Annotated in this window: 14 protein-coding genes; 7 read left to right on the top strand and 7 right to left on the bottom strand. The window is 26.4% G+C overall.

What is annotated here, in order from left to right:
* The first annotated feature begins 114 nt into the window (after positions 1-114).
* The 7 genes from phnL (at position 115) to ACH5BH_RS02535 (ending at position 5,107) form a co-directional block, all read left to right on the top strand.
* Positions 115-804 carry a phosphonate C-P lyase system protein PhnL gene (phnL, locus tag ACH5BH_RS02565; protein WP_423297341.1) on the top strand — a complete coding sequence of 230 codons (690 nt, stop codon included), beginning with the start codon at positions 115-117 and terminating at the stop codon, positions 802-804.
* Positions 805-850: 46 nt separating this feature from the next.
* Entirely contained in the window at positions 851-1,990 is a 1,140-nt protein-coding gene (locus ACH5BH_RS02560; protein ID WP_423297340.1) for an alpha-D-ribose 1-methylphosphonate 5-triphosphate diphosphatase, read from the top strand.
* A gap of 55 nt (positions 1,991-2,045) precedes the next feature.
* A complete protein-coding gene (locus ACH5BH_RS02555) occupies positions 2,046-2,684 on the top strand; it encodes an LbetaH domain-containing protein (RefSeq protein ID WP_423297339.1) in 639 nt (212 codons plus the stop codon).
* 9 nt (positions 2,685-2,693) lie between these two features.
* Positions 2,694-3,224 (top strand): hypothetical protein, encoded by a 531-nt coding sequence (locus ACH5BH_RS02550; RefSeq protein ID WP_404304009.1) that lies wholly within the window; start codon positions 2,694-2,696, stop codon positions 3,222-3,224.
* The gene (locus ACH5BH_RS02545) at positions 3,217-3,906 is read left to right on the top strand and encodes an endonuclease/exonuclease/phosphatase family protein (protein WP_423297338.1); all 690 of its coding nucleotides are present in this window, start codon (positions 3,217-3,219) and stop codon (positions 3,904-3,906) included. Before ACH5BH_RS02550 ends, ACH5BH_RS02545 begins: the two co-directional genes overlap by 8 nt.
* Positions 3,907-3,939: 33 nt before the next feature.
* The gene (locus ACH5BH_RS02540) at positions 3,940-4,680 is read left to right on the top strand and encodes an MBL fold metallo-hydrolase (protein ID WP_423297337.1); all 741 of its coding nucleotides are present in this window, start codon (positions 3,940-3,942) and stop codon (positions 4,678-4,680) included.
* A gap of 82 nt (positions 4,681-4,762) precedes the next feature.
* Complete coding sequence (locus ACH5BH_RS02535) at positions 4,763-5,107, top strand: hypothetical protein (protein WP_423297336.1); 345 nt, start codon at positions 4,763-4,765, stop codon at positions 5,105-5,107.
* Between the two features lie 102 nt (positions 5,108-5,209).
* On the opposite strand, the gene ACH5BH_RS02530 is transcribed toward ACH5BH_RS02535, so the two are convergent.
* The 7 genes from ACH5BH_RS02530 to ACH5BH_RS02500 all read right to left on the bottom strand — a co-directional run bounded on the left by ACH5BH_RS02530 (position 5,210) and on the right by ACH5BH_RS02500 (position 14,179).
* Positions 5,210-6,121: an NAD(P)-binding protein gene (locus tag ACH5BH_RS02530; protein WP_423297335.1), complete on the bottom strand. Its 912-nt coding sequence runs from the start codon at positions 6,119-6,121 to the stop codon at positions 5,210-5,212.
* Between the two features lie 9 nt (positions 6,122-6,130).
* Entirely contained in the window at positions 6,131-7,618 is a 1,488-nt protein-coding gene (locus tag ACH5BH_RS02525) for an ABC1 kinase family protein (RefSeq protein WP_423297334.1), read from the bottom strand.
* A 65-nt stretch (positions 7,619-7,683) separates the two neighbouring features.
* Entirely contained in the window at positions 7,684-7,947 is a 264-nt protein-coding gene (locus tag ACH5BH_RS02520; RefSeq protein ID WP_404304015.1) for a hypothetical protein, read from the bottom strand.
* 103 nt (positions 7,948-8,050) lie between these two features.
* Positions 8,051-10,066 carry an SEL1-like repeat protein gene (locus ACH5BH_RS02515; protein ID WP_423297333.1) on the bottom strand — a complete coding sequence of 672 codons (2,016 nt, stop codon included), beginning with the start codon at positions 10,064-10,066 and terminating at the stop codon, positions 8,051-8,053.
* Positions 10,063-13,236 carry a hypothetical protein gene (locus tag ACH5BH_RS02510; protein ID WP_423297332.1) on the bottom strand — a complete coding sequence of 1,058 codons (3,174 nt, stop codon included), beginning with the start codon at positions 13,234-13,236 and terminating at the stop codon, positions 10,063-10,065. Before ACH5BH_RS02510 ends, ACH5BH_RS02515 begins: the two co-directional genes overlap by 4 nt.
* A gap of 141 nt (positions 13,237-13,377) precedes the next feature.
* Positions 13,378-13,662 carry a TIGR03643 family protein gene (locus ACH5BH_RS02505; RefSeq protein WP_423297331.1) on the bottom strand — a complete coding sequence of 95 codons (285 nt, stop codon included), beginning with the start codon at positions 13,660-13,662 and terminating at the stop codon, positions 13,378-13,380.
* Positions 13,663-13,666: 4 nt separating this feature from the next.
* Positions 13,667-14,179 (bottom strand): lipocalin family protein, encoded by a 513-nt coding sequence (locus ACH5BH_RS02500; protein WP_423297330.1) that lies wholly within the window; start codon positions 14,177-14,179, stop codon positions 13,667-13,669.
* Between the last annotated feature and the right edge of the window lie 90 nt (positions 14,180-14,269).

Here is a 14,269-nt window from a genome sequence, read left to right as displayed (position 1 = left end):
CTCGTTAGCCCCTTTAGAATTTTGCTTCTTTTCGTAGGAATTCATTTCCTACACTAAAAAGAAGTTATTAAAAAACTGGTCCCTTAGAAAATGGGACATTTTATAAGGAATGTAATGATTAGATTAGAAGTAAAAGATTTAAATAAAACTTTTAAAGTACATACACAAGGAAGTATTGAAGTTAAAGGTTTTGAAAATATTGGTTTTGATGTAAAAGAAGGTGAGTTTTTATCACTATTTGGACCAAGTGGTGCTGGTAAATCATCTATTTTAAAAACACTATTTAGAACATACACTACAACAAGTGGAAATATCATATTTCACAGAGACAATGGAAGTAAAATAGATATAGCAACTGCAACTGAAAGTGAGATTTTAAACTTAAGAAAAGCAGAGATAGGTTATGTATCACAGTTTTTACAAATCTTACCTAGAATTAGTGCTGTTGATGTTGTAGCAGAACAGTTGATATTAAAAGGTGAAAGTGAAGAAGTTGCAAGAATTAAAGCAAAAGAGATGTTAGACTACTTATCAATTAGAGAAGAACTTTTTGATTTATCGCCTTTAACTTTTTCAGGTGGTGAGCAACAAAGAGTAAACATCGCAAAAGGTATCATAGCCCCAAAGAGTTTACTTTTACTTGATGAACCAACAGCTTCACTAGATAAAACAAACACTATGAAAGTAGTAGAGAAATTAAAAGAGCTAAAAACTCAAGGTGTTGCTATGGTTGGTATTTTCCATGACCTTGAAGCAATGGAAATGATTAGTGATAAGATTTATAAATTAGAGAGAGTTAAATAAAAATTTGGTCCCCTTTTGAAAATGGGACATTTTAAAAGGATAAAATTTGGAAACAATTTTAAGAAGTAAAAATGTATTAATAAACGAAGAGTTCGTTCCTACTGATGTTGTAATCAAAGGGGAATTTATAGAAAGAATAGATGAATATGGGAAAAATGAAGTAGCAGTTGATTTAGGTGAGAAAAAAATAGCTCCAGGGATTGTAGATTTACATTCAGATGCTATTGAAAAAGAAATAGAACCAAGACCAAATGCTACTTTTCCAGTTGAACTTGCAGTTGCAGAACTTGATAAAAAACTATCAATGGCAGGTGTTACTACAATGTTTCATGCTATTGGTTTTGAAGAAAACCCAAAGAAAAAAAGAAGTATCGATTTAGCAATTTCACAAATAGAAGAAATAAATAAAGCAAATGATAAACACTTAGGTGTTGATAACTATGTTCATGCAAGGTTTGAGTTAAGTTGTGATGAAGCAGTTGAACCAATCAAGGAAGTAATTTCAAAAGGAATGGTTAAACTTGTTTCTCTTATGGATCACAGTCCAGGACAAGGACAATTTAAATCATTAGAATCTTTTAAAAGTTATTACGGAAGTTATTATGATTTAAATGAAGAAGAATTACAAAAAGTAATTGATAAAAAAACAAATAAAAATGAAGACAAAATCAATGATTTAATCGCTTATGCAAAAGAGCATAATTTAACACTTTTAAGTCATGATGATGATTGTATTGAAAAACTAGATGGACTACTTAACTTAGGTGTGCAAATTTCAGAATTCCCACTTGATTTAGAAGTGGCTAAATATGCAGTTTCAAAAGGTATAGCTACAGGAATGGGAGCACCCAATATTGTAAGAGGTGGAAGCCAGAGTGGTAATATTGCTGCTATTGATTTAGTAAAAGAAGGGGTTTGTAAGTACCTTTGTTCAGATTATCATCCAATATCAATGCTTCAAGCAGTTTATAGAATGAAAGAAGATGTAAACCTTGATATTGCAAAAGGTTTTTCTATGGTAACTTCAACTCCTGCAGCTTATGCTAACTTAGAGGATAGAGGTGAAATAAAAGAGGGTAAAAGAGCTGATATTATAGTAATTGATGATACACATATTCCAAAAGTAGTACTTACTTTAAAAGATGGTGATTCTATCTACAATGGGATTAGAGGCTTTAAACTATAAGGATAAAAAATGGTTACAATCTATAGAAGTATTTTACACCTTGAGGTTAGATATAATGACAAAAATAGAAAGTTATAATCGTGAGCCAAAAGTAGTATTAGGGGATAAACCTTATGTTTTCCCCAATGCGATTATTGAAAACTGCGAATTTGGTAAATATACAGAAATAAGAGATTTTGTAAATATTTCAAGCTCATCTATGAATGATTATTCTTACGTATGTGAGTATTCTCAAATCACAAATACAACTATAGGTAAATTTGTAAATATAGCTTCTAATGTACGAATAAATCCTGGGTTTCATCCCTATGAAATGCCTTGCCAACATCACTTTATGTATAGAAGAGAGATGTATGGTTTTGGTGATGATGACAAAGCTTTTTTCAACTATAGAGATATTCAAAAAGTAGATATTGGTCATGATGTTTGGATAGGACATGGAGCAGTTATCATGCCAGGAGTAAAAGTAGGGAATGGTGCAATTATTGGCTCAAATGCTGTTGTAACCAAAAATGTACCTTCTTACGCTATAGTTGCAGGTGTAAGTGCAAAAGTACTTAAGTATAGATTTTCAAAAGATATCATAAAAGCTTTAGAAGATATATCTTGGTGGAATTGGTCTCATGATGAAATAAATGAAAGAATTGAAGACTTAAAAGATATTAGAGAATTTATATATAAATATTCAAAATAAGAAGGTTACATGGATACTAAAATAGTTTTGATAGTAGGCCCAAGTGGAGTTGGAAAAGACACTTTATTAAAAGGTGCAAGAAAAATTTTGAAAAATGAAATAAATTTTGTAAGAAGGTATATCACAAGAAAACCTGATAAAAATGAAAAAAACTACTTTTTAGATGAGTTTGCTTTTGAGATTTTAAAACATAACAGTTTTTTTGCTTCTAGTTGGAATGCCCATGGGAACTACTATGCAATAGCAAAAAACTCTATAAAAAATAAAGTTAATATCATATCAGTATCAAGAGCTAAGATTTCAGATTTTGAAAAACAATATGACAAAGTCTATACCATAAATATTACTGTACCAAAAGAAGAGCTAAGAAACAGACTTTTACTAAGAAAGAGAGAGTCTTTAGAGCAGATTGAGAAAAGATTAAATAGAAGTTATCCAAAAATAGAGGCTGAAAATTTAATTGAGTTTGACAATAGTAAAAATATAGAAGTTAGTATAAAAGATTTTGTAGAGCTTATAAAGAAGATTGCTAGTGAATAACAAAATAAAAATTGCTACTTTTAATATATGGAAGAACGATGGAGAGTTTCCAAATCGTATTTTCAAACTAAATAATGAACTTAAAAGTAATAATTTCGATATTATTTGTCTACAAGAAGACTATGAATCAGAAGAGTTTTCAAGTAGCAAATATCTAAATAAAAGTTTAGAATTTAACTACATTAGTACTAAAACTAGAAGAAAAGTTCGCAATAATCAGTTAAGTAGTTCAAATCTTACTATACTTTCTAAATATGAAATAAAATTAATAGATGAGATTTTTTTTAACAAAAATGAAAAAGAAGAACGAGCTTGTCAAATAATTGAAGTTAATATAAAAGATAAAAAAATACTTTTGGTTAATACTCATCTATCACATATAAGTGAACAAGAAAGAATATCTCAAATAAAAAAAATCTTACAATATTTAAAAAAATATAATAAGCTTTATAACATCACTATGTTTTGTGGAGACTTAAATGCCTTACCTAACTCAAAAGAGATTGCACTAATAAAAGAAAATGCTTTTAGGGATGAGAATATTCAGTTTAGCCATAAAGATGGAGTAACAATAGATTATATTTTTTATAAAAGTGATGAAAAAATAAAAGTACATAGTAAAATTGTATTAAAAGATTATAGTGATCACTATTGTTTAGTTAGTACATTTAATTTTAAGTAATTATAATAATAAAAAAGTATATAAGGAATAGGATTGAAACTTAAATTTTTAGGAACTGCTGATAGTGCAGGCTTTCCAGTTCATAACTGCCAATGTATGGTATGTACATACCACAGAGAAAAAGGACTAAAAAATCTATCAACAAGTGCCTATATAAAAATAGAAAATAGTGTCATACTTTTAGATGCAGGAATAGAAGATATATCAAATATCTTTGATGGAAATGACATAAAAGCTGTATTTCTTACGCACTTTCATGCTGATCATTGTTTAGGGCTTTTAAGACTTAGACACTCAGCTGAGAAAATCAACTGTTTTCATCCAAAAGACAAAGATGGTTTTTCTGATTTGTTTAAACATAAACACTCAGTTTGTTATAACGAAATAGAAGAGTTTAGCACCCAAGCTATCGAAAATATAAGCTTTACAACAATTCCTTTAAAACACTCTAAAAACACTTTTGGTTATCTAATAAAAACAAAAAACAAAACCATAGCATACCTAACAGATTGTGCAGGAATACCTAAAAAAAGTTTAGAGTTTTTAAAATCACATAAAATAGACTTAGCTTTTATAGATGCCTGTTATGATGAAAGAAAAGAAGCAGGAAACCACCTAAACTACAAACAAGCAAGTGATATACTTGATGAGTTAAAAGTAAAAGAGGGCTATTTGATGCACATCTCGCATACTACTTTGGAGTATATTCTAAAAAATAAGATAGAATTGAAGTATAAGTATGTGAAAGCTGGGGATGAGTTTTTATTGGATTGAAATTATGTACGTACATTTTTATCAGGTTATTTTCTATATCATTTTTATATAATGTCATAATTATTTAAAAGAAAGAGCTAATATGTTAAAAAATGATTTTGAAGTAAGAGAAGTAAAAAATATTACAAATTTAGATAAACAAAGAATTGAAGATTTTCTTCAAGGTGCTGTTTATTGTTGGTGTAAAAATAATAAAGATAAATGGTTTGCATTAAGAGATTTAATGGGTGGAGAAAACTTTGATTGGAGAGGAACACCTTTATTTAATATATATAAAAAAAATGAAGATAAAGATAATGCTATTTCCCTAACTGGAAAAGATATGGGTTGGTTATTAAAAAAAGTTATTAAAAATGATCAAAGATATTTTGATACGAAAAAAGAAGAAATGACAAGAAAATATAAATGGGATAACACTAAATCATAACTAGGTAAATAAAAAAATTATTTCTCAAAAGTTTTAATGAATATATTGCAGAAGAAAAGTAACTTTTAGCAATTTTAAAAATAATTCAAAATCTAAACAGAACTATTTAATCAACACATCAGTCAAAGCCTTAGCACTTAGAAAACTTCCCTCTAAGTTTGCTTTTTTGAAATAATCCCCACATAGTGCTAAATCTCTTGTTTTATTTAAATAATAACTATATTCTAAACCTTGTTTAACAGTTGCGTATTTCCAAAGATGAGCGATGTGGTATATAGATTTAGGTAGTTTTGTTTTTTGAAAATAGTCTATATAGTTATATATTTGAATTCCTAAATCTTCTTTATTTTTGTTATTGTTATTTGTAGAAAAACTTTCATTTGCGTGGAACACATAACTTGAAAAATCTGTATAGTTGTATTTTTCACTATTGTTTATTACTTTTTTAAAAAACTGTGAATTGTATAGTTCTTTATTTATACTAAAGGGTTTATTGTCATATAGAATCAAGCTAGCTATAGAGTTATATTTTACAGTTTTAAGTTTATCTTTTATATTACTTTCAAGTTCTAAGCCTAATTCTAAAACTTGTGGTGCAGGTATTGTAAATATTACTAAGTCAAAGTCTTTAAAACAATTATCATTTTCATCATATAAACTCCATTTATCTTTGTTTTTTATACAAGAAACTATTTTTGTTTGTTTTATCAAATCTTGTTTATTTATCAAAGAAGAGCAAAATTTATTTATGCCATTTGTTGGGAAGTATTTATTTTTTTCTTTTCTTAAAATACCTTTTCTTTCAAGCCTATTTGAAAAATATATAAAGTCAGGCTCATTTGTCTCAAAGTAGGGTGTACCATGATCTACAAATTTATCATCTATATATTTTGTACTTAGTCTTCCTCCACATCCTCTTGATTTTTCAAAGATTTTAATATCATGATTTTCATTTTTAAATCTATTGTATAAGTAGCATCCACTAAAACCTGCACCAATTATAGCTATGTTCATAATATTTCCTTATTTATATATTATTCTAGCAAGAGCGAAAACAAAAAGTCCTATTGCTATTTCTTTATATTCTTTATCTAAAAGTAAAATAAAAATCGAACTTATCATCAAAGACAAAGATACAAACTTAGGTTTTAAATACTCTTTAACTTCTTTAGTTAAGTACTCCAATTGATTTTGCGAAATCTGAACTTCAAGATCACCTTCACTTGCTTGTTTTAAAGTAGATTTTAAATCTTTGATAGTAAAAGGTATATCTTTTATCTCATCAATTATTGTTTCAACTATTGAGTCTTTTGCTCCAAGAGCTTTTGGAAGATTATCTTTTAGTATTGGCAAAATATCTTTTACACCATTGAAGTTTTCAATATATGTAGTTCCAAGACCCTCAATAATAGCACTAACTCTTAAGATATATATAGCATCGCTTGGAAGTTTAAAAGGCATATTTCTAGTGCTTTCCAAAACTTCAAAAGCTAGTTTTTGCATAGATTCGCTATCAAGGTTATCATTTGAGAATATATCAAACATCTTGCTTGTAAACTCAGCAAGTTCACTTGTAGGTGCTTCATAAGCAATAGTTCCAAGTCTTTTACTAGCACTAATATATAGTTCATAATCCTGCTCATTTGCAGCTTTTATAAGCTCAATTATTGCTACTCTTTTATCATTTGGCACGGTTTTTACCATACCAAAATCAAGCATAGTGATGTTTCCTTCTTTTGTTATTAAAATATTTCCAGGGTGAGGGTCAGCATGAAAATATCCTTTTATCAACATCTGTGTTGTATAAAAGCTTACTAGATTTGCGATGATCTTGTTAAAATCTATATTGTATTTAAGTATTGATTTTTTATCATCAAACCTAAAGCCTTCTTCATAGCTCATAACAAGAGCATCATCACTACAGTATTGCTCATAAGGTTTTGGAAAACCTATATTTTCATCTTTATAAGTATTTGAAAACTTTTTTAAGTTTTGAAGCTCAGTAGTTAAACTAACTTCTTGTCTAATCATAGATGAAAACTCAACTATCACAGCTTCTATTGAGTTTTTTGTATAGTGTGAAAATAGGGGTTTAAATATTTTATTAAAAAAAGAGATTATATTTATGTCAGCAATAACTCTTTGTTTTATTCCCTCACGTCTAAGTTTTACAGCTACTTTACTTCCATCTTTTAGTTTAGCTATATGGACTTGACCTATAGATGCAGAAGCAATAGCTTTTTTATCAAACTTCTTAAAAGGAGTATTTGAAAATGCTCTTTCAAATACTCTTTGGAAACTGTCATCTGACATTGTAGGAAGTTGATCGTGAAGTTCTCTTAATTCACTCAAATAATCTTCACTAAAAAAATCAGCTCTAGTTGCTAGAACTTGTGCAAGCTTTATGAAACTTGCACCCAAATGTATAGTAGTGTTTTTTAAGCCTTTAGGGTCAAGAGGTTTGATCCACATAAAACTCTCTTTCTTCTTAATAACTAAATAAACAGTCATTAAAAACCTAAAGACTTTATAGACTCTTTTAGGTGAGTAGAGTTTCAGTTTAGAGAAAAAAGTTTCTATTTTAAATCCTTTTTTAACTTCTCTAAATCTTTTTTAGTTACAAGACCTAGCTCATCAATAGCTTCTTTTAAACTATCTTTGATTTGCTTTTTGAACTTCTCTTCTTCGTCTTGTCCTTTTTTCTCCAAAGATTCTATAAAGCCTTTAACATCAGATGAATCAATTTTTCCTTTTTCTTCAAGTTTTTTTAGTTCATCTTCAACTTTTTCTTTGATAACAGCAGTTGCCCCTAAACCTGTAAAAATTAATTCTTTTAACATCTTATGTCCTTTTTTTATTTATTTTATAAGAAAAGAAGAGCTTTTAGTATGTAGTTTTTGTCATTTGATTATATAAATTGTTTAAAAGTGTTGAAATAGAAGATTATTCTTCTATTTCTCTTGATTCTTTTTTTGCGTGTTGTACAGCCCAAGCAGAGGCTTTTCCTAAGTAGAATTTTGCTTTTTTTAAGTCTTTTGGTACAGCATAACCATATTTATAAAAAATACCTAAAAAATACCATGATGTAGATGAATAATCTTCTGCTTTTTTGAAATACTCAAAAGCTTTTTTATGATTAATTTCTTCCACATTATTTTGATAGTTTTTATCTTTAAAGTGAAGCATTCCTAAATGTAAATAAGCTTTTTTGCTACCTAGTTTTATAGCTTTATTAAGATATTTTCTCGCTTCTTTAAAATCTTGTGTCTCTTTTAGAGTATATAAGGCTCCAAGCTCCCTAAAGTCTTCTCTATAATTAGTTTTGTATGCAAGCATTTTTTGGTAATATAAAGCTTTTTTATAATCTTTTATTTTTTCATTTTGCATATAAATTCTAACTAAACTTCTTATTGCATTTAAATCATCATTTTTAGCAAGTATATCAAAGTATTTGACAGCTTTATTTATATCTTCGTACTTTTTAAATTTATAACTTGGTTTATGATAAAATCTTAATAAAATTTTAACAGCAAAAATCTCTCCTCTATGTACTAATTTTTCTAAGATTTCAATAGTTTTTAAAAGATTAAAATATTTTTTATTACTTGAATAGTATTTTGCTAAAGTTATATTTGAAACAATATCCCCTGTTTTAGAGGCTTCTATTAGATAATTTAAAGAATCTTTTTCATTGGGTACTCTTCTATAAAACTTATTTATCTGTATATATTTACCTTTTTCTACAAATTTATCTAAAAGTTTTTTATTGAATTGTTTAAAATATTTTTTATTACCATAACGTGTAGTTTTATCTAAAATTTTTTCTATAAGTTTCCAATCATCACTTTTTAATATATAAGTTTGATATTTATTTCTAACTTTTTGGATTTCAGGAGAAAATCTATATCTATCATTTGTGTAAGTAGCAAGTGCTATTATAGTATCAGTATCTCCACTTTGTGCCACTTTATCAAAATATTCTACTGCTTTAGTGTATTCACCTTTTTTTGAATAAAAAAATCCCATTGCTTTTTTAAATGAAATTGTATTTTTATTTTTTTCTTTAAAATCCATATAACTTTTATAATCTTTGTTTTTCATATAAAATCTTATTAATTTTAATGAACTTTCATAATTACCTAAAATCGCTGCTTTTTTATGATATTTTATTGCCTCTTTTGACTCATATTTCTTTTTATCTTCTAACTTTGCGTAAAGTGTATTTATAACTACATCTTCTTCATTTAATGTTTTAAGTTTATCTATAAATCTTTTTGCATTTACAAAATCTTTTCTATAAATAAAATAATCAATACTTTTTTTTAATTTTTCTTTATCATTAAAACTATATTGTTTATTGATAGATTCTAATCTTTTTTGCTCATTTTTTCTATCACTTTTCATCTTCTTAAAATAGTAATCATAAGGTAAAACAAAATTTTTACTTTTCATATAAGTAACTATGTCTAAATTTCTAGGAAAATATCTTTTCTTTTCAAGAAATAGAAGTACTTTATTTAACTGTTCATTAGTAAAACTCTTATAATTATCTTCAAAAAACTTTTGAAGTTCTTTTCTTTTTCTTTGTAAAGTTAATTGTTCTATTTGATTATAAACTCCTTCAAAGTTCTTTGAATTTTTAGATAGTTCTAAAAGTTTTTTACTTTTTATTTTTCCATTAGCAATATTGTATTTATACTCTTCAAAAATTTTATATAAACTATAAACATCATTTTTATCACTTTTATTATCTATAAGTTTATACCATTTTTCATAATAAAATAAACCTTCTTTGCTATTTACAAAGTTGTAATTTTTCTCCAAGCTAACCATAGCTTTTATATCACCTTGATTTGCTTTTTTTATAAGCAAGTCTTTTGACTCAATTTTTTGAGGTTCTAGTGAGCTACAAGATACAAAAAATAAAGCAGTTAAACATAAAAATATTATATTTTTCATTTCATGCCTTCTAAAAAGCTTTTAGCAACTTTTTGTACTTTTAGCTTATTATGATTAGTGAATTTTTCTAGTATTTGTTTTTTTATTTCTTGTGTTTGTTCTCTTTCATCATTTGCTACTTCTCTTAAAATAAATATGATTTTATTCTCTTTATAATCTTTTGATATTTCATAAAGGTCTATTTGAGGGTAAATATCCATCAATGCTTTTAGAAAGTTTTTATCTTCATCATCTTCGGCATATTGGGCTTCTCTTGTAGCTTGTGATAAAATAAACATTAAAGCAAAACTTTCATCTATCCCTAAACTAGTTATTTTATAAAAAAGTTTATGTGTTAAGCCATAAGTTTCAAACTCATCTTCATAAGCCACTCTTACATGATCGTAAACTCTATTTATATATCCAATTTTACATATTAAATAAAAATATTTATCTTGTATTTTTGTATCAAAATGAGGAATGATTTCAGATAAATCATCAGGAGTATAATGGTCTTTTTGGTTAACAATTTTTTCTTGAATTTCATCAAAAGAGCTATTATTAAATAAAAAATCTTCAATTAGTTTAGCATTGGCTTCTATCGTTTCTTTATATTTTAACTTTTCATCTTCATCCATATTCCATTCTGGATTATCCCAAGGAGTTAATCTTCTAGCAAAATCAAAATTCATTTTGTCAAACTGCTTTTTACAACATATAAAATACTCATCACTAGGTTCTATATCATTTATGAGTTTTAGAAATTCTCTTTTTGTTATGAAGTCTAAATATTGTATGCTGTCTTTTATTGCTACTACATTTTTGTTTCTATAGGCATCAATCATAGAACCACTTTGTTGGGAGTCTGATATATAGTCTTCACTTAGACTTTCCAGTCTATTGGCAAAAAAGTCTCTATATTTATTTCTATTAGCTCTGTTTATTTCCCAAGCTAAAATATACTCACTTTTTAGACCCATATTTTCTAAAAGCTCTATAAAGTCATAATAAACTAATGGATTTTTTTCTAATTCTTCTTTTGAATATTGATTAAAAAAAGATTTAGAAGTTCCATTGATTGTTTTTACAGGTGCTAGATCAAGAATCAATGTATATATTCTTAAAATTTGTTCTTGCATATCTTTTGATACATACTTATAAATATATACTATAGAAGCTAATAAGCCTTGCATTTCGTCACTACTAAATAAACCAAGCATTGGAATACCCATCTCATGACCTACATATTTTGTATCATTTTCTGCTTCATTAATATAAGAAAGTTCTCTCATATTTTCTTTGATTTTCTCATAATCATAAGAAGAATCAATACAATACTTAAGTACTTCATCAACTAAATATGACTGATCTACAGTATCATTTTCAACATAATAACTTGTTTTTCCATACTCTTTAAGAATTGTAGCAAATACTATAAATACATTATTTTTAAAGAAATTAATTAGTTTTTGTATATTTTCATCATTTTCATTAAAGTTTTTATGAATAATAAATGCAACACTAACTAAATAAGAACCTTTTATATCAGATCTACTTAATTTTGGCATTATTTGAATTATATCTTCATCTACACCCACAGTCTTATTGTGCATAACAGAAGACAAGATATCATCCCAAAGTGTTTTATCTTTTAAAAATAAAGCATTTAACTGTTCTAAATCTTCTCTTGAAGTTTCATTGCCATAAAATTTATTCATCAAACCTTGTATTTGTTTTATTAAATCTTCTTTACTTGTATATAATGAATATCTTTTAAATACTTCATCTAAACTACAAAGTTCATACTCTTGAGTTAATTGTCTTATACTAAACTCATCTAAATCTTGACCATAAGCTCTAAATAAAACATCAAAAGCTCTTAAAGCTCTTTGTTTAGGACTTATGTCCCTTTGTTTATTCAAAAATTTTCCAATAAAAGATTGTCTAACTTCACATTCTAATTGTTGAGTAATAAATGGTTCTGCTATATCTGATAAGAAATCTACACCATAATAGTTAAATCTTTTTAATATTTTTAACTCTTTTTTTGCAGCAAAATATTTAAAATCTTTTACTTTTTTTATGTCTTTTAAAAGCTCTTTATTTTTACCATAAAGGACATAATCATATATCTTTTCACCATTATCAAAACCTTTCATAAAAAATTCTTCATTTATTCTAATAGTATCAAGGATATCTTCTTCATAATCTTCTAACTCTTCTGTTTCCCCATCTTCATCCCTTATAAAAGGATATTCATCTAAAGAGAAATCTTCTAAAACTTCATCAATTTCATCTGAAAATATTACAAGTTCTTCTTCTATTGTATTACTTGTAAACTCTTCTTCAAATCTTTCTTCTAAATTTTCACCAATAATTACTTTAAATATTTTAGTACTTAAATGTACAAAATCTTCATCTTCATTTGATCTTGGGTATTTTCTAAGATAGTTAAAAAACTCTTCTTTAAAATAAATATAATCATCATAATTATCTTTAAAATGCTCAAAAAGTTTACCATTACTAACTTCTCCATACTGCTCATCATACTGCATAAAACAAGCAAAAAAGCTTTGAATACTATGTGTATAAGCAAGAGCTTTTAATATATCTTTTGAAAATCCATGTTTTTTCATAAAATATGGTAGATACTCAAAGATATAAGGAGCGTGTTCATCATCCCAATAAGGAATAATATATTCAGATATCAAATGTATATACTTAGGGTTATGTAAAGCTAGTGTTGTTATGATGTCAATTCCATAAACATTACACTCATCGTACCAAAAGTAACTAGAATCATTTATCTTTATACTAAAAGCTACAATATTTTCTACAAAATCTAAAACTTCATTTTCTAAACCATTTTCTAAAGCTTTATGAACTAAGTAACACTGAGTAAATACATTTAATGAATTATCTACATAAGTCTCATCAATTTTAAATAGATTATTTTTTGATAAATCAGCTGCTAAACCAATAACCTTATCTAAAATCTCATTGTCAAACATCTCTTCTTTTGTTATACTTTTACCTTCATTAGTAATGATAGGTAGATAGTTTTCACACATAAAATAACTATTGTTTTCAGTATAATTAAAGATTTTTAACATCTTTTTATTTAATGTTTTTAAAGAAGCTTTTAAAGATTCTTTATCATTAAAATTAACTTCTATTTCAAGTTCTTGCATAAAATTTCCTCTAAAACAAATTATTTGTTTATTTTATAATAAAGAAAAGATTCTATTATAAGTAAATAAAAGTGAGATTAATATTCGTTATTAAATGAAATTTTATTGTAAAAAACGAGAAATAAATAAGTAATTTCTCTTTTACCATGGCCCTTGAAATCTATCTGGTTTATGATAGATTTTATTTTTATGTTTAGTATCTCTTCCATGAACTCTTTTTCTCCATCTTTTAAAACCATCTTTACTTAGTAATTTTTTCATTCTTTTTTTTACTTGATTTTCTGTAAGTCCGTATTGAAGGTATATAGCATCAAAAGTAGTTCTATCTTGCCAAGCCATTTCAATAAGTCTGTTATCATCAAACTCTTGCATATCATTTTCTAACTCTTTAGTTTTTTTTGGTTTATGAAGTTTTTTATAATACATATTTTTAGTCCTGAATAGTCCAAATAAATTTTGAAGCATCAAACTTTAAAGCTGGAAGTTTTGCTAAAATCTTATTTTTTGTTTTTTCACTTATTGTTTTTGTTCGAGATAAAATCCATAAATACTCTCTATTTGGTGAACCAACTAAAGCATATTTGTAATCTTCATCTAACATCAAAACCCAATAATCCCCATAAAATGGTCTGAAAAAACTAACTTTTAATTTACTATTTGTTTCATCAGTTGCATAAGCAACTCCTGTTACTTGGGTTTTTTCTCCTGTTTTAATTTGAGTACATGAATTTACTACTTTTATATCACCATTTTGTTTTAAAGAATAATTTGCAGTTACATTTTTACAACCTTCTTCAAATCTGTGTTCAAACCTTGCTATTTCATACCAAGTTCCTAGATATTTTTGAATGTCAACTTTGTTTACTGTTTCTAAGGGAAGATTTTTAGAACTACACCCCAAAAATAAAAATGCAGTTAATAAAAGAAGAAAAAAGTTTTTCATACTTGTCCTTTTTTGTTTTATTATATATAATAAGAATAAATGTTAATAGGCTTAAAATGTAAGTTTATATCTTAAAATATTCTTAATCAT

Origin of the sequence: Arcobacter rhizosphaerae (assembly GCF_049472155.1) — a bacterium.
GTDB lineage: Bacteria > Campylobacterota > Campylobacteria > Campylobacterales > Arcobacteraceae > Arcobacter_B.
This window is presented reverse-complemented; position numbering and strand designations above follow the sequence as displayed.

Bases quoted from the DNA above. Each gene is read 5' to 3' on its own strand.
- ACH5BH_RS02550 (WP_404304009.1), top strand. From the start codon at position 2,694: ATGGATACTAAAATAGTTTTGATAGTAGGCCCAAGTGGAGTTGGAAAA.
- ACH5BH_RS02525 (WP_423297334.1), bottom strand. From the start codon at position 7,618: ATGACTGTTTATTTAGTTATTAAGAAGAAAGAGAGTTTTATGTGGATC.
- phnL (WP_423297341.1), top strand. From the start codon at position 115: ATGATTAGATTAGAAGTAAAAGATTTAAATAAAACTTTTAAAGTACAT.
- ACH5BH_RS02510 (WP_423297332.1), bottom strand. From the start codon at position 13,236: ATGCAAGAACTTGAAATAGAAGTTAATTTTAATGATAAAGAATCTTTA.
- ACH5BH_RS02555 (WP_423297339.1), top strand. From the start codon at position 2,046: ATGACAAAAATAGAAAGTTATAATCGTGAGCCAAAAGTAGTATTAGGG.
- ACH5BH_RS02515 (WP_423297333.1), bottom strand. From the start codon at position 10,066: ATGAAAAATATAATATTTTTATGTTTAACTGCTTTATTTTTTGTATCT.
- ACH5BH_RS02535 (WP_423297336.1), top strand. From the start codon at position 4,763: ATGTTAAAAAATGATTTTGAAGTAAGAGAAGTAAAAAATATTACAAAT.
- ACH5BH_RS02520 (WP_404304015.1), bottom strand. From the start codon at position 7,947: ATGTTAAAAGAATTAATTTTTACAGGTTTAGGGGCAACTGCTGTTATC.
- ACH5BH_RS02500 (WP_423297330.1), bottom strand. From the start codon at position 14,179: ATGAAAAACTTTTTTCTTCTTTTATTAACTGCATTTTTATTTTTGGGG.
- ACH5BH_RS02505 (WP_423297331.1), bottom strand. From the start codon at position 13,662: ATGTATTATAAAAAACTTCATAAACCAAAAAAAACTAAAGAGTTAGAA.
- ACH5BH_RS02530 (WP_423297335.1), bottom strand. From the start codon at position 6,121: ATGAACATAGCTATAATTGGTGCAGGTTTTAGTGGATGCTACTTATAC.